Consider the following 22,630-nt stretch of genomic DNA (forward strand, 5'->3'; position numbering starts at 1 on the left):
CATGACCGTCCCGCCCCCGCAGACGTGGCTCAACGCGCTGCTGGAGGCGGTGCAGGCGGCCCAGCTTGGCCTGCTGCGCCTGTGGCACGCGCTGGGCTGGACCGGCGACCGGCACGGCCAGCCCGCGTGGCCGTGGACGCACCGCATCGCCGGCGAAACGCTGCTGATCGACCTGGGCCTGGCGCGGCAACTGGCGCTGACGCTGGTGGCCGTGGCCGTGGCGCTGGCCTGCCTGGCCGTGGCGCTGGGCTGGCGGCGGCGCCGCGCCGTCTGGCTTGGGCTGGGCGCGCTGGCGCTGGTGGCCGCGCCCTGGCCATCGCCGGCGCTGCTGCTCACGCCGGCCGCGCCGACGAGCTTCCATCGCCATCCCGCACCGTTCACCGTCGACGCCATCGCCGAGGGCGGGCGCGTCTACGCCCGCCACTGCGCGGCCTGCCACGGCGCCGATGGCCGGGGCGAAGGCCCGCTGGCCGCCACGCTGACGCGCTGGCCGCCCACGTTCGCCAGCCCGCTGCTGGGCCGGCGCGCCGAGGGCGAACTGTTCTGGCATATCGCCGCAGGGATGCGCGACGGCGCCGGGCGCGCGACGATGCCCGGTTTCGGGCGGCAAATCGACGACGCGCAGACCTGGGCCGTGATCGACTACATGAAGGCGCTGGCCGCCGGCACCGGCGCCGCCGCGCAGGGTAGCTGGCCGATCCCGCTGCGGCTGCCCGAGGTGGCGGTGCGGTGTCCGCAGGCGCCCGTGCGGACGCTGGCCGACTGGCGCGGCCGCCAGCGCGTGCGCGTGGTGGCATTCGACGGTCAGCCGGGCGCCTGGCCGGTCGACGATCCGCGCTTCCTGACGCTGCTGGTCACGCGCGACGGCCAGCCGCTGCCGAACCTGCCGGCGTTCCGCGCCGGTTGCGTGGCGGCCTCGGCCGATGCGTGGCCCGTGTTCGCGCGGCTGGCCGGCATCGATCCGGCACGGCTGGCGGGCACGGTCTGGCTGGCCGACCGCGATGGCTGGCTGCGCGCGCAGGCCGGGCCGGGCGGCGATGGCTGGAGCGAGGCAAGCCTGCTCTGCACGTCGGGACAGGCGGCACAGGCGGCAAGGACGGGCGCCGCGCCGGCCGACGGGCTGACGGCGCTGCTGCTGCGGATGGACGCGGAACCGGTGCGCTTTGTGCAGGGCGGCTTTGTCCACTGATTCCCGCCCCCGGCGGCCGCGTCGCGTTTGTCCGGCATCAAACCGGCCACCAGAAGAGAAATTTCAGCACCGATTTGCAGAATCGTCCTAACGACGTGGGCCGGTGCGGCGCGTAGCGTGTGTGGGTTGCCCACTGCCACGCACCCGCACCGATGTCGCTGGAACTGTCTACCACCCGCCCGACCACCGGAAATCCGTCCGACGCCAGCAGCCTGCGGACCTGGACCGGCCGCTACGCCGCCTCGCCGGGCCTGTTCGAGATCCGGCCCCGCTACCTGCCGCGCGACGCGCGCCCGGTGTTCGACGAGGACATGGACTGCATCATCGGCTACGCGCGCCGCTTCGGGCTGCGCAGCCACCTGTACGACCTCAATGGCGAGATGTTCTACGTCCGGGAGGACCTGTCGCCGCTGCCGCCGCCGCAGAAGCGCGACCCGCTGGTGGTGGTGGGCGGCCTGTGGAGCGACAACGTGCGCGGCGTCACGCCGCTGGGGCTGACCGGCACCGGCGCCACACTGCCGCCGCCGGTGCTGGCGCAGCTCCGCAACCGCTTTGCGGGGCTGGCCCAGTCGTCACTGCTGTATGCGGAAGCGGCGCTGGCGCGCATGAACGCGCCGCAGCTGTTCGTGCCGGTGCACATCCTGCGGCTGGCGATGCGCCATGGCGAACCGACCGGCGCGCCGCCGGGCGTGCGGCGCGGGGCCCGCTACCTGGCGCGCATGCTGATCCGGCGCCAGGCGTTCATGCTCGACCTCGTCACCGCCAACGGCAATTCGACGGTGGTCGACTTCGAGTACTGGCGTTACGCCGACGGGGTGCCGGCCGCCTGAAGCGGCTGGGTCTCGGGAACGGCAAACCGGTGCGTGACATGATCGATCGCCTGCAGCACCTCGGCCACGGTCGGCTGCACGCCGTCGTCGCCGACCGACACCGACTGGCCGGGCTTGTCCACGCCAAAGTGGTGGCGGCGCGTGGCCGTGAACAGCATGACGGTGGGCTTGCCGAGCGCGTCGGCCAGGTGGACGAAGCCGGTGTCCATGCCGACGACCAGCGACGCGGCGTCCACGCGCTGCGCGACCTCGGTGATCGACATGCGCGGCAGCACTTCCGCGTTGGGCATGGCCGCGGCCAGCGCCTGGGCCTCGTCGTGTTCCTTCTGCGAGCCCCACGGCAGTTGCACGCGATAGCCCTGCCGCGCGAGCTGGTGCCCGACCTCGATCCAGTTGGCCTGCGGCCATTTCTTGATATCGAGCGAGGTGGCGTGGAACAGCAGCGCGCGCGGCACGCCGTCGGCGTTCAGCGGCGTGGCCGGGGGCGGCACGCGCAGTTCGGCCGATTCATGGGGCTCGATCTCGTAGCCAAGCGCATTGGCCACGACCAGCCGCATCTTCTGGCGGCAGTTGGCGTCGCCATGGGGGCCAAAGATCTCGGTGTAGGCAAAGACCGCCTTTTCCTCGCCCAGGAACTCGGCGGCATAGCCGAGCCGGCGCTTCGTGCGCGCCAGCCGGGCCGCGATGGCGCTCTTGAACACGCCGTGGACGTCGATGGCCACGTCGTAGCGCTCGCGCCGCAGGTCGCGCAGCGCGCCGAGGATGCCGCGCAGGTCGCGCCACTTGCGGCCGTTCTTCTTGAACTGACGCAGCGGCGGCGCGATGACGCGGTCGACGCCGACGGCCCAGCGCGGGATGTCGGCGCAGGAGGCGTCCGCGATCCAGTCAATCCTGGCACCGGGATAGGCGCGACGCAGGTCGTACAGCAGGGGCAGCGTGTGGACCATGTCGCCCAGCGACGTGATCTTGATAAGGAGGATGCGCTTCATGCGGGGGCGGCGAGAAAACGGGCGCGCGGCCGGGAACGGCGGCGCAGCGAAGGCGCTAGTATGCCCTAGCCCGGCCGGCGGTCTGGCGGCTTTTATGTAAGGGAGTCCACGGCCGCGCCGCCCGGCGGTGGCTCAGCGGCTTAGCGGATCACGCCGCCCATGCCGACGTGTCGGCCACCACGGTGGCAAAGCGGTCGTTCAGCGCCGCCAGCGTCACGCGGTGCAGTTCGGCGGCGGGCAGCGGCTGGCCGCCCAGCGGGTCCGGCAGGTCGCGCGTGGCGCAGGCGGCGGCCACCAGCGTGACGCGGTAGCCGTGGTCCAATGCCGAGCGCACCGTGGCGCTGATGCACATATGGGTCTGGAAGCCGGCCACGATCAGCTCCTTGCGGCCGGTGGCGGCCAGCCGGGCCGCGAGATCGGTGCCGGCGAAGCTGTTCGGCAGGTGCTTGGCCACCGTCTGCTCGCCGGCGGCCGGCGTCAGGCCCTCGATGATCGCGGCATGGGGGCTGGCGGGGTCGAACGCGCCACCGGCCTTGCCTTCGTGGATCACGTGGATGACCGGCGTGCCGTGGCGGCGCGCCTGGGCCAGCAGCGCCGCGCACTCGGCCACGGCGGCCGGCATGCCGGTCAGCGGCAGCTTGCCGTCGATGTATTCGCGCTGGTGGTCCACCAGCACGAGCACGGCGTCGGTCCACGCGGAAGGCAGGCGGCTGGCGCCGGCGGCGTCGAGCAGGGTGAAGGGCTTGGCAGGGGCGGTCATGGCGTCTCCCGGGGGCGGCGGGGGGGTCTGGGTTGGCGGGGTGGTGTGCACGCATCGTAGAGCGCGGTAAGCTGTACGCCAATTCGCCACCAAATCACACAAGCTGTGCAAAAAAGCACAATCGCCTGGGATGACCTGCTCACGCTGTCCACGCTGATGCGCGCGGGCAGCTATTCGGCCTGCGCGCGCGAGCTCGATATCACGCACGCCACGGCCATCCGCCGCATTCGCCGGCTCGAAGCCGCGCTGGGCAAGCCGGTTGCCACGCGCACGGACGGCAGCTTCGTGCTGACGGCGGCCGGCCGCAACGCGCTGACCGCCGCCCGCCAGATGGAACAGTCGGCCGACCGGCTGCTGCGCGAGATCGAGGGGGCCGGCACCGGCGTCTCGGGCGTGGTGCGCGTGGCGGCCACGGCGTCGCTGGGCAGCCATTTCCTGACGCCCCGGCTGCCGGCGTTCTACGCGCGCAATCCCGACGTCGAACTGCGGCTGGAGGTGGACAACCGCGTCACCAGCCTGGCGCGGCGCCGCGCCCATATCGCGGTGCGGCTGGCGCGTCCGCAGGAGGATTCGCTGGTCGCGCAGCGCGTGGGCACGATCCATTTCGGGCTCTACGCGCCGGCCGCGATGTCGGCCGCCGAGGCCAACGCGCGCGCGACGCCGCTGTGCGGGCTGCTGGACGAAGGCTTCACGCTGCCCGAGGTGCAATGGCCACAGGCGCAGGCGCGGCATTTCTCGTTCCAGTCCAACAGCTTCCTGGCCGTGCGCGAAGGGGTGCGCGCCGGGCTGGGCGTGGCGCTGCTGCCGCACTACCTGGGTGCCGGCGAGGCCGGGCTGGCGCTGGTGCGCAACGTGCCCGAGGTGGTGCGCGAGGTCTGGCTGGCCTATCCGGCCGAATTCCGCGGCGCGTCGCGCTTCCGGCCGGTGATCGACTGGCTGGCCGCCACGCTGGCCGACTGCCCCTGACCGGGCGGCGTCCGCGTCATGTCGCGCCGCCGCCACGGCGCGTGCGCCAGCGGCCCGCCATGTGGGCTGTCACACGTGCCGGCCGGCCCCCGGCGCCGAAAATCAATGGCGTTTCTGCTACGCTTTGAACCGTCTGCCGAGGAGGCATCGCAGCGGTGCATCCCGAAGATGGGCAGGGTCGTGGCGGTCAAGCCCAGGCAGGCGGAACGGGTCAGCATAAAAAACAAGAAGAGATTCATGCGGCACTCATTGAAGTACCGGATGGCCATCGCGGCGGCGACGGTTGTCACGCTGGTGTTCGCGGTGCGGGTCGGGTTTTCCCAGCTCTACGCGTACACGCGCCTGCAGCAAGTCATCCAGGCCCAGCAGGACACCTTGGTCAAGCTGGTGGCGGACCAGTTGGACGACAAGCTCGAATCGCGCGCGGTGGTGCTGCGCCGCCTGGCGCGCACGCTGGCGCCCGTGCTGGATCGGCCCAGCGCGCAACTGCGCCAGCTGGCCACCGACACGGTGGACATGCCCGAGCACTTCAACGCCACGTTCCTGGCCTGGCCCGACGGCACCCTCGCCTTCAGCACCGCCGTGCCCGACGGGGTCAAGATGACCGTCGGCGATCGCGAATACTTCAAATCCATCGTCAACGGGGCCGACTTTGCCGTCTCCGACCTGCTGCAGGGCAAGCACAGCAGCGCACCCGGCGTGATCCTGGCCGTGCCGCTGCGCGATGCGCAGGGGCGGCTGCGCGGCGTGGTGGGCGGCGTGCTGAACCTGTCGGCCGACAACTTCCTGCGCGAACTGGCGCACCACCGCGTGGGCGTGACCGGCTACTACTGCCTGGTGTCGGCCGGGCCGAATCCGCGCTACGCGATGCACCCCGACGCCAGCAGGGTGCTGGCGGCGGCGCGCCCCGTGGGCGAGGCGTGCGGCGCCGAGGTGCCGGCATCGCGCTGGGAGGCGCTGGCGCCGGAGCAACCGGTGGTGGCCCGCTACCTGCTGGAATCGAATGGCTGGGAGGTGGTCTCCGTGCTGCCCGCCGCCGAGGCGTACGCGCCGCTGGTGGAGGTGCGCCACCGGGCCATCGTGCTGGGCCTGCTGACGCTGCTGGCCGCGGCCGGGCTGATGTGGATGGCCATCCGCCACCTGCTGGCGCCGCTGGAACACCTGCACCGCTCGGTGCGCAAGCTCTGCGAGCAGCCCAACGCCGTGGCCGAGCTGCCGGTGCGCCGCGACGACGAGATCGGCGAGCTGGCCGGCGCGTTTGCCGACGTGATGACCCAGCTTACCGAGCGCGAGGCGGCACTCAAGGCCGCCACGGACAGCGCCGCCGCCAGCGAGAAGCGGCTGGCGGCCATCGCCAACCACGTGCCGGACCTGGTGGCCTTTGTCGATGCCGACGAGCGCTTTGTCTTCGTCAACCGCGCCTATGCGCGCCATTTCGGGCTGCCGACGGCGCAGATCGCCGGGCTGACGCTGCGCGAACTGTGGGGCACACCCGACTACATGGCCAACAAGCCATACCTGGAACGGGCCTGGCTGGGCGAATCGGTGACCTGCACGCGCGAGACGGCCGAGGGCGTGGCCTGGGAGATGACGTTCCAGCCCGCGTGGAACGACGCGATGGACGCGCTGACGGGCCTGCACATGTTCGCGCGCGACATCACCGGCGAGCGCCAGAAACTGCGCAGCCTGGAGGCGCAGACGCTGTCCGACCACCTGACCGGCCTGCTCAACCGCAAGGGCTTCGACCGCCGGCTGCAGGAAACCATTGCCCGCGCCGACGCCGACGGCCATCGCACCGCGCTGCTGCTGGTGGACCTGGACGATTTCAAGGCCGTCAACGACACCCACGGCCACCCGGTGGGCGACCAGTTGCTGGTCGCATTTGCCGAACGGCTGCGCGGCTGCGTGCGCGGCGGCGACGCCGTGGCGCGGATTGGGGGCGACGAGTTCGCCATCGTGCTGGAGGACGTGGGCAACCCCAACACGGTCGAGCGCATCGCCCACACGGTGGTCCACGCGGCCATGCGGCCATTCGAGATCGACGGGCACCGGCTGGTGGCCACCGCCAGCGTGGGCAGCGCGCTGCACCGGCCCGACCAGGGCACGTCGGTCAGCGAGCTGTTCATGCGCGCCGACATGGCGCTCTACGACGCCAAGCGGCACGGCAAGGCGTGCCATGCGTCGACGCCGGCCACCCGCCTGCTCGACAGCCCGGCCCGGGCCTGACCCCCCGCGCGCCGGCGCCAGACGTAAAAAAAGCGGCGGCGCATGACGCGCCACCGCTTCGCACCGCAGGCCGAACACCCCGTCCGGCGAAGGACTGGCGGGGTCAGCGCACCCGCCCTTCCTTCCACGCCTGCAGCAGTTTGTCGTAGGCGATGGTCTCGCCCTTCGGCTTCTCGTTGTCGAGCTTCTTCCACGGCGCATGGTCCGCCGACAGCCACTTCGACGGGTCGCTCTTCGGGTTGAGCTTCGGCGCGCACTGCGCCATGCCGGCGCGCTGCAGGCGGGCCATGACCTGGTCCATTTCCTCGGCCAGGTTGTCCATGGCGGCCTGCGGCGTCTTCTCGCCGGTCACGGCCGTGGCCACGTTCTTCCACCAGAGCTGGGCCAGCTTGGGGTAGTCGGGCACGTTGTTGCCGGTGGGCGTCCAGGCCACGCGGGCCGGGCTGCGGTAGAACTCCACCAGCCCGCCGTACTTGGCCGCGTTCTTGGTCAGGTACTCGTGGTTGATGTCGCTGTCGCGGATGAACGTCAGGCCGGTCAGCGACTTCTTCAGCGACACCGTCTTGGACGTGACGAACTGCGCGTACAGCCAGGCGCCGGCCAGGCGGTTCGGGTCGGTGTTCTTGAAGAACGTCCACGAGCCCACGTCCTGGTAGCCGTTCTGCATGCCCTGCTTCCAGTACGGGCCGTACGGCGACGGGGCCATGCGCCACTTGGGCGAGCCGTCGGCGTTGACCACCGGCAGGCCCTTCTTGGTCATGTCGGCCGTGAATGCCGTGTACCAGAAGATCTGCTGCGCCACCTGGCCCTGCGCGGGCACCGGGCCGGCTTCGGAGAACGTCATGCCCATGGCCTGCGGCGGGGCGTACTTCTTCATCCAGTCGATGTACTTGGTCAGCGCATAGACGGCCGCCGGGCTGTTGGTGGCGCCGCCGCGCGACACCGACGCGCCCACCGGCGTGCACTTGTCGTCGGCCACGCGAATGCCCCACTCGTCCACCGGCATGCCGTTGGGCAGGCCCTTGTCGGCCGATCCGGCCATCGACAGCCAGGCGTCGGTGAAGCGCCAGCCCAGCGACGGGTCCTTCTTGCCGTAGTCCATGTGGCCGTAGACCTTCTTGCCGTCCAACTCCTTCACGTCGTTGGTGAAGAAGTTGGCGATGTCCTCGTAGGCCGACCAGTTGGTCGGCACGCCCAGGTCATAGCCGTACTTGGCCTTGAACTTGTCCTGCAGGTCCTTGCGCGCGAACCAGTCGGCGCGGAACCAGTACAGGTTGGCGAACTGCTGGTCGGGCAACTGGTACAGCTTGCCGTCCGGCGCGGTCGTGAACTTGGTGCCGATGAAGTCCTTGACGTCGATGCCGGGGTTGGTGAATTCCTTGCCGGCGCCGTTCATGTAGTCGGTCAGCGGCAGGATGGCGCCGTAGCGGTAGTGCGTGCCGATCAGGTCCGAGTCAGAGATCCAGCCGTCGTAGATCGACTTGCCCGACTGCATCGACGTCTGGAGCTTTTCCACGACGTCGCCTTCCTGGATCAGGTCGTGGTTGACCTTGATGCCGGTGATTTCCTCGAACGCCTTGGCCAGCGTCTTGGATTCATACTCGTGCGTGGTAATCGTCTCCGACACCACGTTGATCTGCGTCACGCCCTTGGCCTTGAGCTTGGCGGCGGCGTCGATGAACCACTTCAGCTCGGCCTGCTGCTTGTCCTTGGACAACGACGACGGCTGGAATTCGTTGTCGATCCACTTCTTCGCCGCGGCCTCGTCGGCCCACGCGGCATGCCCGCATGTCAGCGCGGCCGCAAAGGCCAGGGCCGACATCCCCAACTTCACGTGCTCTTTCATTCGTGTCTCCTCAGCTACCCTTCCCCGGCTCTGTACCTGGGTTGCGGCCCCGGGGAAGGGACAAAGATCTCGCAGCCCATGAACGCCAAACCCCAAAGACGCGCCCCGGCTCAGCCGTGGCGCATGATCACCAGCAGCACCACGGCGGACACCGCCGCGCTGATCCACACCGACGGCTCGGCCTGCAACTGGAACCAGCCCTGCATCTTCTCGCCCAGGCCCACCCAGGCCAGGTTGATCCAGGCCGCGCACATCAGGCCGATGAACAGGCGGTCGCCACGCGTGGTGGCGATCGGCAGGAAGCCCTTGCGCTCCACCGTGGGCGCGCGTACCTCCCAGATCGTCATGCCCACCAGCATCAGCACCACCAGCGAGAAGAAGACGGCCACCGGGGTGGTCCATACCATCCAGCTCAGCATCGTAGTTTCCTTAAACGCGGCCCATCGCAAAGCCCTTCGCGATGTAGTGCCGCACGAACCAGATCACGATGGCGCCCGGCACGATGGTCAGCACGCCGGCCGCCGCCAGCACGCCCCAGTCCATGCCCGAGGCCGACACCGTGCGCGTCATCGTCGCCACGATCGGCTTGGCGTTGACCGATGTCAGCGTGCGCGCCAGCAGCAGTTCCACCCAACTGAACATGAAGCAGAAGAACGCCGCCACGCCCACGCCGGCCTTGATCAGCGGCAGGAAGATCGTCAGGAAGAAACGCGGGAACGAGTAGCCGTCCACATAGGCGGTCTCGTCGATCTCGCGCGGCACGCCGGACATGAAACCTTCCAGGATCCAGACCGCCAGCGGCACGTTGAACACTAGGTGCGCCAGCGCCACGCCGAGGTGGGTGTCCATGAGCCCCATCGTCGTATAAAGCTGAAAAAACGGCAGCAGGAACACGGCCGGCGGCGTCATCCGGTTGGTCAGCAGCCAGAAGAACACGTGCTTGTCGCCAATGAACTGGTAGCGCGAGAACGCGTAGGCGGCCGGCAGCGCCACCCCGATCGAGATGACCGTGTTCAGCAGCACATAGATCAGCGAGTTGATGTAGCCCGAGTACCACGACGCATCGGTGAAGATCGTCACGTAGTGCTCCAGCGTGAACGACGCCGGCCAGAGCGACAGCGACGAGACGATTTCCTCGTTGGTCTTGAACGACATGTTCACCATCCAGTAGATCGGCACGATGGCGAACAGCAGGTACAGGGTCAGGAACACCGGCCGCCACCAGCCGGGGCGCTGGCCGGGAAGGGTGCGCTCAGCCATGGGGCATCTCCTCGGTGCCGGACGTGCCGGCGCGCTGCATCCAGTTATAGAGCACGAAGCAGGTCAGCAGGATGATCAGGAAGTACACGATCGAGAACGCGGCGGCCGGCCCCAGGTCGAACTGGCCCACGGCCTTCTGGGTCAGATACTGCGACAGGAACGTGGTGGCGTTGCCCGGCCCGCCGCCGGTCAGCACGAATGGCTCGGTGTAGATCATGAAGCTGTCCATGAAGCGCAGCAGCACGGCAATCATCAGCACGCCGCGCAGCTTGGGGAGCTGGATGAAGCGGAACACGGCGAAGCGCGACGCCCCGTCGATCTGGGCCGCCTGGTAGTAGGCGTCCGGAATCGCGCGCAGCCCGGCGTAGCAGAGCAGCGCCACCAGCGGCGTCCAGTGCCAGACGTCCATCACCAGCACCGTGACCCAGGCATCCACCGCGCTGCCGGTGTAGTTGTAGTCGAAGCCCATGCCGTCCAGCGCGGCGCCCAGCAGGCCGATGTCGGTGCGGCCGAAGATCTGCCAGATCGTGCCCACCACGTTCCACGGAATCAGCAGCGACAGCGCGATGATGACCAGCGCGGCCGACGCCTGCCAGCCCCGCGCCGGCATTGCCAGCGCCAGCAGGATGCCCAGCGGTATCTCCACGCACAGCACCGCCAGCGAGAAGCCGAGCTGGCGAAGCAGCGCGTCGTGCAGTTCACCGTCGCGCAGCACCGTGGCAAACCACTCGGTGCCCACGAAGACGCGGCGTTCCGGCGAGATGATGTCCTGCACCGAATAGTTGACGATCGTCATCAGCGGCAGGATCGCCGAGAACGCCACGCAGATCACCACCGGCAGGACCAGCAGCCAGGCTTTCTGGTTGACGGGCTTCATGAGACCAGTTCCTCGTTGATATAGAAGCAGGTGTGGCGGTTGAACACGGTCAGCCACGCGGTATCGCCGGGCCGCAGCGCGGCGGCCTCTGTGCCCAGCCGGGCACGCAGCGTGGCGTCCTGGCCATGGTCCACCGTAGCCGTCATCAGCCAGTACGTGCCGATGTCCTGCGCGCGGGCCACGCGCACCGGCATGGCCTGGGGGTCGTCGGCCGGGGCCAGTTGCAGGTATTCGGGCCGCACGCCGATGCGGAAGCTGCCGGCCGCCTGCAGCGCGGCCAGTGTGGCGGGCGGCAGGTCTGGCATGTAGCGCCGCCCCGCCACCTCGATGGCGCCGTCGCGCCACTGGCCGGGCAGGAAGTTCATGCCCGGCGACCCGATGAAATGGCCGACGAACGTGTGCGCCGGCCGCTCGAACAGCGCATCGGCAGCGCCCACCTGCACGGCCTTGCCGCGCGACATCACCACTACCTGGTCGGCAAACGTCAGCGCCTCGGTCTGGTCGTGCGTCACGTAGATCAGCGTGAGCCGGAATTCGTGGTGGATTTCCTTGAGCTTGCGCCGCAACTGCCATTTCAGGTGCGGATCGATCACGGTCAGCGGCTCGTCGAACAGGATGGCCGACACGTCCTGGCGCACCAGCCCCCGCCCCAGCGAGATCTTCTGCTTGGCGTCGGCAGCCAGCCCGCTGGCGCGGCGGTCCAGCCAGCCCGACAGGTCGAGCATCTCGGCCACCCGGCCCACCCGCTCCCTGACCTGCGCGGCCGGCACGCCCCGGTTGCGCAGCGGGAACGCCAGGTTCTCGCCGACGGTCATCGTGTCGTAGATCACCGGAAACTGGAACACCTGGGCGATGTTGCGCGCCTGCGGCGAGGCGTCGGTGACGTCCTGCCCGTCGAAGCGGATGGTGCCCTGCGACGGCCGCAGCAGCCCCGAGATGCAGTTCAGCAGCGTGGTCTTGCCGCAGCCGGACGGCCCCAGCAAGGCATAGGCGCCGCCGTCCTCGAACGTGAAGTTCAGCGGCAGAAGCGCGTAGTCGTCGTCCTTCTGGGGATGGGGCACGTAGGAATGGGCGAGATCGAGGTCGATGCGTGCCATGTCAGGCTCCCGTCTCGTTGAGCGGCGTGCTGGCCGCGTCGGCCAGGGCGCCGGGCCGGCGCGGCGCGTGGATGCGCTGGCCGGCGGCGTCGAACAGGTAGATCTGGCCCGGCTCCACGTGGATGGCCAGCGGCGCGCCGAGCCGCAGGTCGAGCACCCCGGCAAACTGGGCCACGAGGTTGCCGGCGGCCGTGTCGATATGGACGAACGTGTCGGAGCCGGACAGCTCGGCCAGCGCCACCTTGCCCGGCACGGCCACGGCGCCCGGCACTGGCTGCAGCCGCAGCGCCCCGGCGCGGATACCCACCGTGACCGGCCCGCCGGGCGCGGCCACGTCGGGCATCGGGATGCGGATCTGCCCCGGCAGCGTCACGTGGCCACCATCGAGCACCCCTTCCACCAGGTTCATCGGCGGATCGCTGAACGCGCGCGCCACGCGCAGCGAGGCGGGATAGTGGAAGACTTCGGGTGTCGGCCCGTATTGCAGCAGCTCGCCGGCGTCGAGCACGGCGGTGTGGCCGCCCAGCAGCAGCGCCTCTGCCGGCTCGGTGGTCGCGTAGACCACCGTGGCATCGCCCTGCGCGAACAGGTGGGTCAGTTCCTCGCGCAATTCCTCGCGCAGCTTGTAGTCCAGGTTGACCAGCGGCTCGTCCAGCAGCATCAGCGGCGCGTTCTTGGCCAGCGCCCGGGCCAGCGCCACGCGCTGCTGCTGGCCGCCGGACAGCTCGGCCGGATAGCGCGCCAGCAGGTGCTCGATATGCAGGCGCCCGGCCAGGCTGCGCACGCGCGCGGCGATGTCGTCGCGGCTGTCGCGCCGCAGCCGCAGCGGCGAGGCGATGTTGTCGAAGACGGTCAGCGACGGGTAGTTGATGAACTGCTGGTACACCATCGACACGTTGCGCTCGCGCACCGGCACGCCGGTCACGTCCACGCCGTCCACCCGCACGCGGCCGGCGGTGGGCTTGTCGAGCCCGGCCATCACGCGCATCAGCGACGTCTTGCCGGCCTGGGTAGCCCCCAGCAGGATGGTGACGGCGCCCGGCACCGGGGCCAGCGACATCGGGTAAAGATAGGCTTGCGATCCCACTTGCTGCGCAATGCCTTCCAGGCTGAGCTGCATCCAGTCTCCAATGTTCCTGTGCTTGCTCAGCCACTTCGAAAACCGCGGCCGAGGCGCACTTTTCCAGTCGTCGGGTGCGTTTTAGCGCAAAAACGAACATAAAACAATACTGCGGTGCGTCATTTGTTTTCGTTTCTGTTTGATCTAGAATGCCCGGCATGACGCTTAATCCCCGCCAGACCGCCCTGCTAGAGGAAGTGCGCACCCAGGGCTTTGCCTCGATCGACGAACTCGCGCGCAAGTTCGGCGTGACGCTGCAGACCGTGCGGCGCGACGTGAACCTGCTGGCCGAGAACGGCATGCTGGCCCGGTTTCATGGCGGGGTGCGGATGGAGGGATCGACCACCGAGAACATTGCCTACCGGCAGCGGCAGGTGCTCAACGCCGAAGGCAAGCAGCGCATTGCGCGCGCGGTGGCGGCGGCGGTGCCCGAGGGCTGTTCGCTGATCCTGAACATCGGCACCACGGTGGAAGAGGTGGCGCGCGCGCTGGTGCATCACCGGGGGCTGCGGGTCATCACCAACAACCTGCACGTGGCCAATATCCTGGCCGACAACCCGGACTGCGAGGTGATCGTGGCGGGCGGCGTGCTGCGCTCGCGCGACCGGGGCATCATCGGCGAGGCCACGGTGGAGTTCATCCGCCAGTTCAAGGTCGACATCGGGCTGATCGGCATCTCGGGCATCGAGACCGACGGCACGCTGCGCGACTACGACTTCCGGGAGGTCAAGGTGGCCCGCACGATCATGGAACACTCGCGCGAGATCTGGCTGGCGGCCGACGCCAGCAAGTTCAACCGCCGCGCCATGGTGGAACTGGCCCCCCTGTCGAGCATCGACAGGCTGTTCACGGACGAGCCGCTGCACGCGCCCTATGACGCGATGCTGGTGGACAGCGGAGTGAAATGTGTGGTGGCGGATGCGACATGACTGCCGCCCATCGCCGGGGGGACACCCCTCTCCGCTGGCGGGAGAGGGGCTGCGGCCTTTACTTGAAGACCACGGTCTTGTGACCGTTCAGCAGGATGCGGTGCTCGGCGTGCCACTTGACCGCACGGGCCAGCGCCACGCATTCCACGTCGCGGCCCACGGCGGTCAGCTGCTCGGGGTCCATGCTGTGGTCCACGCGCTCGATCTCCTGCTCGATGATCGGGCCCTCGTCCAGGTCGGCCGTCACGTAGTGGGCCGTGGCGCCAATCAGCTTCACGCCGCGGTCGTGGGCCTGGTAGTACGGCTTGGCGCCCTTGAAGCTGGGCAGGAACGAGTGGTGGATGTTGATGGCCCGGCCTTCGAGCTTGCGGCACAGGTCGTCGGACAGCACCTGCATGTAGCGGGCCAGCACCACGAGGTCGATGTTCTGGTCGCGCACCACCTCGAACACGCGGGCTTCCTGCGCGGCCTTCTGCTCGGCCGACGCGTTCATCAGCGGCAGGTGGAAGAACGGCACGTCGTACGACGCGGCGAGCTGGTAGAAATCACGATGGTTCGAGACGATCGCGGCAATCTCCACCGGCAGCCCGCCCACCTTGGCGCGGAACAGCAGGTCGTTCAGGCAGTGGCCGATCTTGGACACCATGATCATCACGCGCGGCTTGACCGTCGCGTCGAACACGTTCCACTGCATGCCGAACTGGTCGCCCACGGGCGCGAACGCCTGGCGCAACTCGGCCAGGCCGGGGCCGCCCGGCGCGGCGCTGAAATGCACGCGCATGAAGAAGCGGCCGGTAAAGGCGTCGCCGTACTGGTCAGAATCTACGATGTTGCAGCCATGCTGGAACAGCAGGCCGGACACGGCGTGCACGATGCCCGGCTGGTCCGGGCAGGAAAGCGTCAGGATAAAACCAGTGGTGCTCATTTGGGGCAAATCGGGGTTGGGCAAGGCCGGGCCGCGATGCGGGACATTCAGGGCTGGACGGACGCCCAGCCGCGCCTGCGGAGGGCATCCAGCGTCACCAGCGTGGCATCGACGGTCATGGCGCGGCCCGCCATGATAGCAAGCAATGCCTCCGGGTCGATATGCCGATGCTCGGCCACCTCGCCGTCGCGGTTGTGCGGCACGAAGTCCGGCGGCAGCAGCAAGTCATATATATACACGCGCTCCCACTGCACGCCTTCGGGGATTTCGCGCAGCACGTCCAGCGCGCCGTGGGCCTGGGCCTGCCCGGCCAGCGCCGGCGGGATGCCCGATTCCTCGTCGCATTCGCGCACCAGCGTCTCCAGCGGATCGCTGCCGGCCGGCACGCCGCCGGCCACGAGGTTGTCCCACATGCCCGGGTCCACCGCCTTGGACGGGCTGCGCCGCGAGATCCAGAACGCCCGCTGGCCGGCCACGATGCCGTTCATGTGGGACGCAAACGTCAGCAGCCCCAGGAACCGCGCCGCCGCCCGCTCGATGACCGCGAACGGCACCGCGTCCGGCGCCGGCGTCACCGCGAACAGCTCGTTGCGCCAGCCGCGCACGTGGCCCGCGTCGGCCAGGTCACGCGCCAGCGCGGCCAGCGCCGCGTCGCGCCCGGCCCGGTCATCGCGGCCGGGCAGCAGCGCCACCGCCCCGCCCTGCTCCGGCCCCAGCGTGCCGGGCCAGCCGCGCAGCACGTCGGCATGGGTGCGCGGCAGCCAGCCCACGTGCCGGCCGTCGGCCAGCAGCCGCAGGTGGGCGGACGGATCAAAGGGGCTGCGCGCGGCCACGCCGGCAGCCACCACGCTGACAATATCGGACATAGAGAAGCCATTTCACCGTTACGGATGGACCGCATGACATCCACGCCTTCCACGCAATCGCCGCAGTACGTGCTGGCCCTGGACCAGGGCACCAGCAGCTCGCGCGCCATCCTGTTCGATCACGCCGGCAATGTGGTACGGATCGCCCAGCGCGAATTCCGGCAATATTATCCGCACCCCGGCCACGTCGAGCACGACCCGTACGAAATCTGGCAGTCGCAGCTTGCCGTGGCCCACGAGGTGCTGGGCGACGCCAACGTCAGCGGCTCGCAGCTTCGCGCCATCGGCATCACCAACCAGCGCGAGACCACTGTGCTGTGGGACCGCAAGACCGGCGAGCCGGTGGGCCGCGCGCTGGTCTGGCAGGACCGCCGCACCGCGCCGATGTGCGAGGACCTGCAGGCCGCCGGCCACGGCGACACGTTCCAGCGCAAGACCGGGCTGATCATCGACGCCTACTTCTCGGGCACCAAGCTGCGCTGGATGCTGGACCACTACGACGGCGCCCGGGCGCGGGCCGAGCGCGGCGAGCTGGCCTTCGGCACCGTCGACAGCTGGCTGATCTGGCAGCTCACCGACGGCGCGCGCCACGTGACCGACGTCTCCAACGCCTCGCGCACGCTGCTGTTCAACATCCACGATTTCCGCTGGGACGACGAGCTGCTTGGCATCCTGGACATCCCGCGCAGCCTGCTGCCCGAGGTGGTGCCGTCCAGCGGCCACGTGGCGCGCACGTCGGCGCGGCTGTTCGGCGTGGAGGTGCCCATCGCCGGCATCGCCGGAGACCAGCAGGCCGCCACGTTCGGCCAGGCGTGCCTGAAGCCGGGCATGGCCAAGAACACATACGGCACCGGCTGCTTCATCCTGATGAACACGGGCAACCAGCCGGTGACGTCGCGCAACCGGCTGATCACGACGATTGGCTGGCAGATCGGCCAGGACACCCAGTACTGCCTCGAAGGCGGCGTGTTCATGGGCGGCGCCACGATCCAGTGGCTGCGCGACGGCCTGAAGCTGATCCACAGCGCGCCCGAGGTAGACCCGCTGGCGCGCCAGTGCGACGACACCGGCGGCGTGGTGCTGGTGCCCGCCTTTGCCGGGCTGGGCGCGCCGCACTGGGACCCGTTCGCGCGCGGCACGCTGGTCGGCATCACGCGCGGCACCGGCGGGCCCCATATCGCCCGGGCCGCGCTGGAATCGATCGCGCTGCAGAGCGTGGACGTGCTGGACGCGATGCAGAAGGACGCCGGCATCTCGCTGGCCGAGCTGCGCGTGGACGGCGGCGCGTCGCGCAGCGACCTGCTGATGCAGATGCAGGCCGACCTGCTGGGCACGCCCGTGGTACGGCCGCGCGTGACCGAGACCACGGCGCTGGGCGCGGCCTACCTGGCCGGCCTGGCCACCGGCTACTGGACCGACCCCGGCGAGATCGCGCGCCAGTGGCAGGTGGAGCAGCGGTTCGAGCCGAAGCTGTCGGCCGACGCCCGCGCGCACCGCATCGCCCGCTGGCACCGCGCCGTCGACCGCGCCCGCGACTGGGCCCGGGACGGCAACGACAGCGCAACCTGAACATCGAACGCCCGAACCACCATGTCTACCTCCGTACCTCCGGTCCAGCCTCCCTCGCGGGCCCAGTTGCTCGATACGCTGGCGCGCACGCCGCGCTGGGACGTGATCGTCATCGGCGGCGGCGCCACCGGCCTGGGCACGGCGCTCGACGCCGCCGCGCGCGGCTATCGCACCCTGCTGCTCGAAGCGGCCGACTTTGCCAAGGGCACGTCCAGCAAGGCCACCAAGCTCGTGCACGGCGGCGTGCGCTACCTGGCCCAGGGCAACATCAGCCTCGTGCGCGAGGCGCTGCACGAACGCGGCCTGCTGGCCCGCAACGCGCCGCACGTGGTGTGGCCGCTGGGCTTCGTGGTGCCGGCCTACCAGATGTTCGACCAGCCGTTCTACGGTATCGGGCTCAAGGTCTACGACATGCTGGCCGGCGGGCAGAACCTGTCCGGCAGCCGCTGGCTCAACCACCGCGAGACGCTGGAAGCGGTGCCCACGCTGGCCGAGCACGTCGGCGGCCGGCCGCTGCGCGGCGGCAACCTCTATTTCGACGGCCAGTTCGACGACGCGCGGCTGGCCATGGCGCTGATGCGCACGCTGTTCGACGTGGGCGGCACGGCCGTCAACTACCTGCGCGTGACCGGCCTGGCCCAGCGCAACGGCGTGGTCACCGGCGTCACGGCCCAGGACGCGCTGGGCGATGCCACGTTCGAACTGCGCGCCGACTGCGTGATCAATGCCACCGGCGTGTGGGTCGACGCGGTGCGGCAGATGGAGGACGGCCAGGCGCGCACGATGGTGGCGCCCAGCCAGGGCGTGCACCTGACCATCCCGCGCAGCTTCCTGCCCGGCGACCGCGCGATCCTGATCCCGAAGACCGACGACGGCCGCGTGCTGTTCCTGGTGCCCTGGAACGGCCACGTCATCGTCGGCACCACCGATACGCCGCGCAAGGACCTCCCGCTGGAACCGCGCGCCACGGGCGACGACATCGACTTCATCCTGGAAACGGCCGCGCGGTACCTGGCGCGCGACCCGTCCCGCGCCGACGTGACCAGCGTCTGGGCCGGGCTGCGGCCGCTGGTCAAGGCCACGGGCGAGTCGTCCACCGCGTCGCTGTCGCGCGAGCACACGATCCTCGTGTCGCGCGCGGGCCTGATCACCGTCACCGGCGGCAAGTGGACCACCTACCGCAAGATGGCCGAGGACGTGATCGAGACCGCGATCCAGCGCCAGATGCTGCCCGCCGCGCCGTGCCGCACGGCCAGCCTGCCGCTGCACGGCGCCACCGGCATGCCCGACGACCTGCCCCCGGCCAACTCGGGCTCGCCCGACCGCTACTACGGCGCCGACCTGCCGCTGGTGCGCGCGCTGCCCGGCACCGACGCGACGATCGTGCCGGCCTCCGGCCTGACCGAGGCCCACGTCCGCTTTGCGGCCCGCCACGAACTGGCGCGCCGGGTGGAGGACGTGCTCGGCCGGCGCAACCGCGCGCTGTTCCTGGACGCCCGGGCCGCGCTGGCCGGCGCGCCGCGCGTGGCGGAGATCCTGGCCGAGGAACTGGGCCACGACGCCGCCTGGCAGGCGCGCGAGCTGGAGGACTTTGGCGCGCTGGCGCGCGGCTACCTGCTGGAATGACGCGGCGCGGCGCGGCGGGTGCTGCCCGTGGCGCGGGACTTCGGCGATAATGCCGGCTGACGCATCAGGGAGAACACCATGGACGAGATTGACGATCTGTCCGATCTGCCGATGCCCCGGTTCATCTGGGGCTTCGCCATCACCGCCGGCAAGGGCGGCGAGGTCACGCACGACGAGTTCGAGTACCTCACCCACACGCGCAGCCCGCGCTTCACCTGCCGCGTGGTGGAACTGGAAGACATGCCCGCCGACAGCGAGGAAGCAGGCATCGACGGCCGCATCGTCCACTACGACGAGCCCGAACGCCTGTTCTACATCACCGACGCCGGCATGGCGCTGGTCAACTTCCAGATGTTCGACAAGCTGCCCGACAAGGGCAAGCTCAAGAAGGTCTGCGACGAAGCCATCGCCAACTGGATGCTCCGGCGCGAATTCCTCGACGACGAGGAAGACGAAGGCTGAGCCCCAACGAAAAACGCACCCTCGGGTGCGTTTTTTGATGCCTGGGACCGGCCACGTCACGGCCGTCACGGCCATACGGCCTAGTCGCGCACCTCGATCAGCCCGGCGGCCACGCGCTCGATCTCGCAGTAGACCGCCAGCGCGTCCAGCGGGCCGGTGCAGCCCACGCCCGACGCCTGCTCGGCACTGGCGCCCGGCGGCAGGAACACGAACGCCATGCCGGGCTGGAAGCCGGGATGGCGGCGCAGGCTGTCATTGAGGATGTCGAGATACTGCGAGCGGGAGAACACCTGCTTGGGCATGTCGGGGCTCCGGGTAGTCGGCTGTGCCCGGGCATCCTAGCATGGCCCCGCCGCGCGCCGTCACCGCATGGCGATGGCGGCGGCGCGGGCCCGGGGCCGCGACATGGGCCTCAGCACTCGCCCTTCTTGGCGTGGCCCGGCGGGCAGTGATAGCCCTTGGGGCCGGGCCCGCCGCGATGGTCGTCATGGCGCGGGCCGTGGTAGCGGTCGTAGTCCGGACCGCGGTTCCAGCGTTCGGGCTGCATCACCCAGCCGTTGCTGGCCTGCACCCAGCGCGGCGCCTCGTAGACGTAGCCGGGGCGCTCGGCCACCCAGTGGCCCTTCTTCCACGCATGCTTGCGGTAGTGGTCGTCCCAGGACCAGTAGCCGGGCGCCCAGACGTAGCCGGCGCGCGGCGCGGGAACGACTTCGTAGATCGGGGCCGGCGGCGGGGTGCCGATGCCGATGTTGATATTGACCTGCGCCATCGCGGTGGGCGCGAAGACGGCGGCGGACCAGATCAGCGCGGCGCCGGCGGCGGCACGCAGCAAGGTTTGGCGTTGCATGATGGACCCTTTCTTGTGTTGTTCGGCGGGCGCCGTGCCCCGGCACCCTCGGACCGACAGGCAGCAGTGTACCCACGGGCCGGACCCTGTGATGTAAGAAACGGTTTCGGGGCGTTACCGCCGATTCCGGGCGCCGCGGCGGCCCGTCCCTACAGTTTTGCCGGTTCGCGCCGACACTCTGGAGAGCGTCCACGATCCATCCGACCCCCTCTCCACGCCCGCCGCCTTGTCGATCGCCGCACACCTGCCCCGCCCCGCCTCCCGCCCTGGCCCCCAGCGCCGCCCGCTCCGGCTGGCGCTGGCGGCGTGGCTGCTGCTGGCCGGGCTGGCCGGGGCCACCGCACCGCCCGCCACGCCGCTGCCGGCTTCCGGCGCGTCGGCCCCGCCATCGCGCCCCGAAGCCGTGGCCCGCGTGGTGCTGAGCCTGCTCAGCTACGCCCGGTGGCCCACCGAGCGCGAGACGCTGCGGCTGTGCGTCGATGGCGGCGCCCGCTACGCCGGCAAGCTGATGGAAGGCGGCACGCTGTCCACGGGCCGGCTGGTCGACGCGCGCCGGGTGGACACCGTGTCCGACGCGCTCGTGCCGCAGTGCGACGCGCTGTACCTGGGCGCCGTCACCGAGGCGCGCCGCCGCCCGCTGGCCGCCGCGTTCGTCGGCAAGCCGGTGCTGGTGGTGGCCGAGGAAGATTTCGAGTGCGAAGGCAGCAGCATGTTCTGCCTGAACATCCGCGACCAGCAGGTGTCGTTCCGCATCCATCTGGAAGCCATCGCACGGAGCGGCATCCACGTGCATCCGGGCGTGCTGCAACTGGGACGCCGCAAGGCGCCCGCGCCATGACCGCACCCGCCCGGCCCCGCCCGCGCCCCCCGCTGCGGCCCACGCTCTACAGCGCGCTGCGCCGCATCCACCTGGGCGTGGCGCTGATCGCCGTGCTCACGGCCGGCATCTCGCTGACGTTCCTGGGCATGACCGCGCTGCGCGCCTATGCCGACCACAACCTGAAGCTCGTGGCGCGGTCCATCGCCTACACGGTGGAGGCGCCGGTTGTGTTCCGCGACGATGCCGCCACCGCCGACACGCTGGCCGCCATCGCCGGCGCCGAGGACGTGGCCGCCGTCACCGTGTTCGACCGCGACCACCAGCCGCTGGCGGCGTGGCGGCGGCCGGAGCAGGACCACCTGCCGGCGCTGCGCGCGCTGGCTGGCGAGTTGCTGACGTCCGGCCCGGTCGAGCTGCCGGTCATCCACGAATCCCAGCAGGTGGGCAGCGTGCGCGTGGCCGGCGACCCCATCGCGCTGCTCCATTTCCTGCTCCAGGGCGCGCTGGGGCTGGTGGCGTGCCTGCTGCTGACGGCCATCGGCGCGCACTACATGTCGCGCCGCATGCTGGCGCATATCGTCGATCCGCTGCGCAGCCTGATGCGGGTGGCCCACGCGGTGCGGTCCGAACGCGCGTTCGGCCAGCGCATGCCGCCGGCCAGGATCGCGGAACTGAACGCGCTGTCCGAGGACTTCAACGTGCTGCTGGACGAGCTGGAAGCGTGGCAGAAGCAGTTGCAGCACGAAAACCGCTCGCTGGCCCACCGCGCCACGCACGACAGCCTGACCGGCCTGCTGAACCGCGCCGCCTTCACCGAGGCGCTGGATGTGGCCGTGCGCGCGGCGGCGGCCACCCACTGCCACGCGGCCGTGCTCTACCTGGACAGCGACGACTTCAAGGGCATCAACGACCGCCACGGCCACGCCGCCGGCGACGCAGTGCTGGTCGGCATCGGCCAGCGCATCCGTGCGCGGCTGCGCGAGTCCGACAGCGTGGCGCGGCTGGGCGGCGACGAGTTCGCGGTGCTGATCGGCGCGCTGCGCCATCCCGAGGACGCCGTGCACATCGCCGAGGACATCCTCGACGCCATGGCCGCCCCGCTGCTGCTGCCCGACGGCACAGCCATCACGGCGCCGCTCAGCATCGGGCTGGCCATCTACCCGATCCACGCGCGCAACGCCACCGCGCTGCTGCGCGCGGCCGACGCCGCGATGTACGGCGCCAAGCGCCAGTCCGGCGCCACGTGGCGCAGCGCCGAGGCGGCCGCGCCACCGTCGCACGCCTAGGGCGCCCGGCCGCCCGAATCCGAAGAAACCCTCTAACCGCCCGCTGACATCCTCTTGACGTCCGTCATGCCCGTGTCACGTCCCGCGCGGCACAAGCGCCGGCGGGCCGCCGGTCCCCCAACGAGGGGTTGACGGCGCGG

General features: G+C 70.2%; 22 protein-coding genes. 10 read left to right on the top strand and 12 right to left on the bottom strand.

All coding sequences use genetic code 11. From position 1 onward, the window contains the following. The first annotated feature begins 1 nt into the window (after position 1). Both QTN24_RS00335 and QTN24_RS00340 read left to right on the top strand, forming a co-directional pair. Positions 2 to 1,189, top strand: a complete 1,188-nt coding sequence (locus tag QTN24_RS00335; protein ID WP_313834968.1) for a cytochrome c — start codon at positions 2 to 4, stop codon at positions 1,187 to 1,189. A gap of 152 nt (positions 1,190 to 1,341) precedes the next feature. Next, positions 1,342 to 2,019, top strand: coding sequence for a hypothetical protein (locus QTN24_RS00340; protein ID WP_124683881.1), 678 nt, complete (start codon positions 1,342 to 1,344; stop codon positions 2,017 to 2,019). Here the strand turns inward: QTN24_RS00340 and waaC are convergent. Together waaC and QTN24_RS00350 are read right to left on the bottom strand one after the other, a co-directional pair. Continuing rightward, the gene (gene waaC / locus QTN24_RS00345; RefSeq protein WP_313834969.1) at positions 1,992 to 3,008 is read right to left on the bottom strand and encodes a lipopolysaccharide heptosyltransferase I; all 1,017 of its coding nucleotides are present in this window, start codon (positions 3,006 to 3,008) and stop codon (positions 1,992 to 1,994) included. The genes QTN24_RS00340 and waaC overlap by 28 nt on opposite strands. A gap of 148 nt (positions 3,009 to 3,156) precedes the next feature. Then, a complete protein-coding gene (locus QTN24_RS00350; RefSeq protein ID WP_124683879.1) occupies positions 3,157 to 3,768 on the bottom strand; it encodes a cysteine hydrolase family protein in 612 nt (203 codons plus the stop codon). Between the two features lie 105 nt (positions 3,769 to 3,873). Here QTN24_RS00350 and QTN24_RS00355 point away from each other — a divergent pair, with 105 nt between their 5' ends. Both QTN24_RS00355 and QTN24_RS00360 read left to right on the top strand, forming a co-directional pair. Continuing rightward, positions 3,874 to 4,734, top strand: coding sequence for a LysR family transcriptional regulator (locus QTN24_RS00355; protein WP_313834970.1), 861 nt, complete (start codon positions 3,874 to 3,876; stop codon positions 4,732 to 4,734). A gap of 237 nt (positions 4,735 to 4,971) precedes the next feature. Further along, a complete protein-coding gene (locus QTN24_RS00360; RefSeq protein WP_313834971.1) occupies positions 4,972 to 6,960 on the top strand; it encodes a diguanylate cyclase domain-containing protein in 1,989 nt (662 codons plus the stop codon). 103 nt (positions 6,961 to 7,063) lie between these two features. Here QTN24_RS00360 and QTN24_RS00365 read toward each other — a convergent pair whose 3' ends face one another. The 6 genes from QTN24_RS00365 to QTN24_RS00390 form a co-directional block, all read right to left on the bottom strand. Then, the gene (locus QTN24_RS00365; protein WP_313835374.1) at positions 7,064 to 8,794 is read right to left on the bottom strand and encodes an ABC transporter substrate-binding protein; all 1,731 of its coding nucleotides are present in this window, start codon (positions 8,792 to 8,794) and stop codon (positions 7,064 to 7,066) included. 122 nt (positions 8,795 to 8,916) lie between these two features. Next, entirely contained in the window at positions 8,917 to 9,225 is a 309-nt protein-coding gene (locus tag QTN24_RS00370) for a DUF2160 domain-containing protein (protein ID WP_124683877.1), read from the bottom strand. Between the two features lie 10 nt (positions 9,226 to 9,235). Further along, entirely contained in the window at positions 9,236 to 10,066 is an 831-nt protein-coding gene (locus QTN24_RS00375; protein WP_313834972.1) for a carbohydrate ABC transporter permease, read from the bottom strand. Next, entirely contained in the window at positions 10,059 to 10,943 is an 885-nt protein-coding gene (locus QTN24_RS00380) for a sugar ABC transporter permease (protein ID WP_313834973.1), read from the bottom strand. Before QTN24_RS00380 ends, QTN24_RS00375 begins: the two co-directional genes overlap by 8 nt. After that, positions 10,940 to 12,040, bottom strand: a complete 1,101-nt coding sequence (locus tag QTN24_RS00385; RefSeq protein ID WP_313834974.1) for an ABC transporter ATP-binding protein — start codon at positions 12,038 to 12,040, stop codon at positions 10,940 to 10,942. The genes QTN24_RS00380 and QTN24_RS00385 overlap by 4 nt, the downstream gene beginning before the upstream one ends. A gap of 1 nt (position 12,041) precedes the next feature. Beyond that, complete coding sequence (locus QTN24_RS00390; protein WP_124683873.1) at positions 12,042 to 13,160, bottom strand: ABC transporter ATP-binding protein; 1,119 nt, start codon at positions 13,158 to 13,160, stop codon at positions 12,042 to 12,044. Positions 13,161 to 13,318: 158 nt separating this feature from the next. Here QTN24_RS00390 and QTN24_RS00395 point away from each other — a divergent pair, with 158 nt between their 5' ends. Further along, complete coding sequence (locus tag QTN24_RS00395) at positions 13,319 to 14,089, top strand: DeoR/GlpR family DNA-binding transcription regulator (RefSeq protein ID WP_313834975.1); 771 nt, start codon at positions 13,319 to 13,321, stop codon at positions 14,087 to 14,089. 58 nt (positions 14,090 to 14,147) lie between these two features. On the opposite strand, the gene purU is transcribed toward QTN24_RS00395, so the two are convergent. Both purU and QTN24_RS00405 read right to left on the bottom strand, forming a co-directional pair. Beyond that, positions 14,148 to 15,014, bottom strand: a complete 867-nt coding sequence (gene purU, locus QTN24_RS00400) for a formyltetrahydrofolate deformylase (RefSeq protein ID WP_124683871.1) — start codon at positions 15,012 to 15,014, stop codon at positions 14,148 to 14,150. A 47-nt stretch (positions 15,015 to 15,061) separates the two neighbouring features. Further along, positions 15,062 to 15,880: a DUF4743 domain-containing protein gene (locus tag QTN24_RS00405; protein WP_313834976.1), complete on the bottom strand. Its 819-nt coding sequence runs from the start codon at positions 15,878 to 15,880 to the stop codon at positions 15,062 to 15,064. Between the two features lie 33 nt (positions 15,881 to 15,913). Here QTN24_RS00405 and glpK point away from each other — a divergent pair, with 33 nt between their 5' ends. The 3 genes from glpK to QTN24_RS00420 all read left to right on the top strand — a co-directional run bounded on the left by glpK (position 15,914) and on the right by QTN24_RS00420 (position 19,537). Next, positions 15,914 to 17,449 carry a glycerol kinase GlpK gene (glpK, locus tag QTN24_RS00410; protein WP_253699810.1) on the top strand — a complete coding sequence of 512 codons (1,536 nt, stop codon included), beginning with the start codon at positions 15,914 to 15,916 and terminating at the stop codon, positions 17,447 to 17,449. A gap of 21 nt (positions 17,450 to 17,470) precedes the next feature. Beyond that, on the top strand, positions 17,471 to 19,075 hold the full coding sequence (locus QTN24_RS00415) for a glycerol-3-phosphate dehydrogenase/oxidase (protein WP_313834977.1): 1,605 nt from the start codon (positions 17,471 to 17,473) through the stop codon (positions 19,073 to 19,075). A gap of 78 nt (positions 19,076 to 19,153) precedes the next feature. Beyond that, on the top strand, positions 19,154 to 19,537 hold the full coding sequence (locus QTN24_RS00420; protein ID WP_124683867.1) for a hypothetical protein: 384 nt from the start codon (positions 19,154 to 19,156) through the stop codon (positions 19,535 to 19,537). 80 nt (positions 19,538 to 19,617) lie between these two features. Here QTN24_RS00420 and QTN24_RS00425 read toward each other — a convergent pair whose 3' ends face one another. Beyond that, positions 19,618 to 19,839, bottom strand: a complete 222-nt coding sequence (locus QTN24_RS00425) for a hypothetical protein (RefSeq protein WP_124683866.1) — start codon at positions 19,837 to 19,839, stop codon at positions 19,618 to 19,620. A 110-nt stretch (positions 19,840 to 19,949) separates the two neighbouring features. Beyond that, positions 19,950 to 20,384, bottom strand: a complete 435-nt coding sequence (locus tag QTN24_RS00430) for a YXWGXW repeat-containing protein (RefSeq protein ID WP_124683865.1) — start codon at positions 20,382 to 20,384, stop codon at positions 19,950 to 19,952. Between the two features lie 232 nt (positions 20,385 to 20,616). Between QTN24_RS00430 and QTN24_RS00435 the strand changes: the two genes are divergently transcribed. Both QTN24_RS00435 and QTN24_RS00440 read left to right on the top strand, forming a co-directional pair. Further along, positions 20,617 to 21,222: a YfiR family protein gene (locus QTN24_RS00435; protein WP_409558975.1), complete on the top strand. Its 606-nt coding sequence runs from the start codon at positions 20,617 to 20,619 to the stop codon at positions 21,220 to 21,222. Next, a complete protein-coding gene (locus QTN24_RS00440) occupies positions 21,219 to 22,490 on the top strand; it encodes a diguanylate cyclase (protein ID WP_313834978.1) in 1,272 nt (423 codons plus the stop codon). The genes QTN24_RS00435 and QTN24_RS00440 overlap by 4 nt, the downstream gene beginning before the upstream one ends. Positions 22,491 to 22,630 lie beyond the last annotated feature (140 nt).

The organism is Cupriavidus sp. SZY C1 (assembly GCF_032190535.1).
GTDB lineage: Bacteria > Pseudomonadota > Gammaproteobacteria > Burkholderiales > Burkholderiaceae > Cupriavidus > Cupriavidus pauculus_C.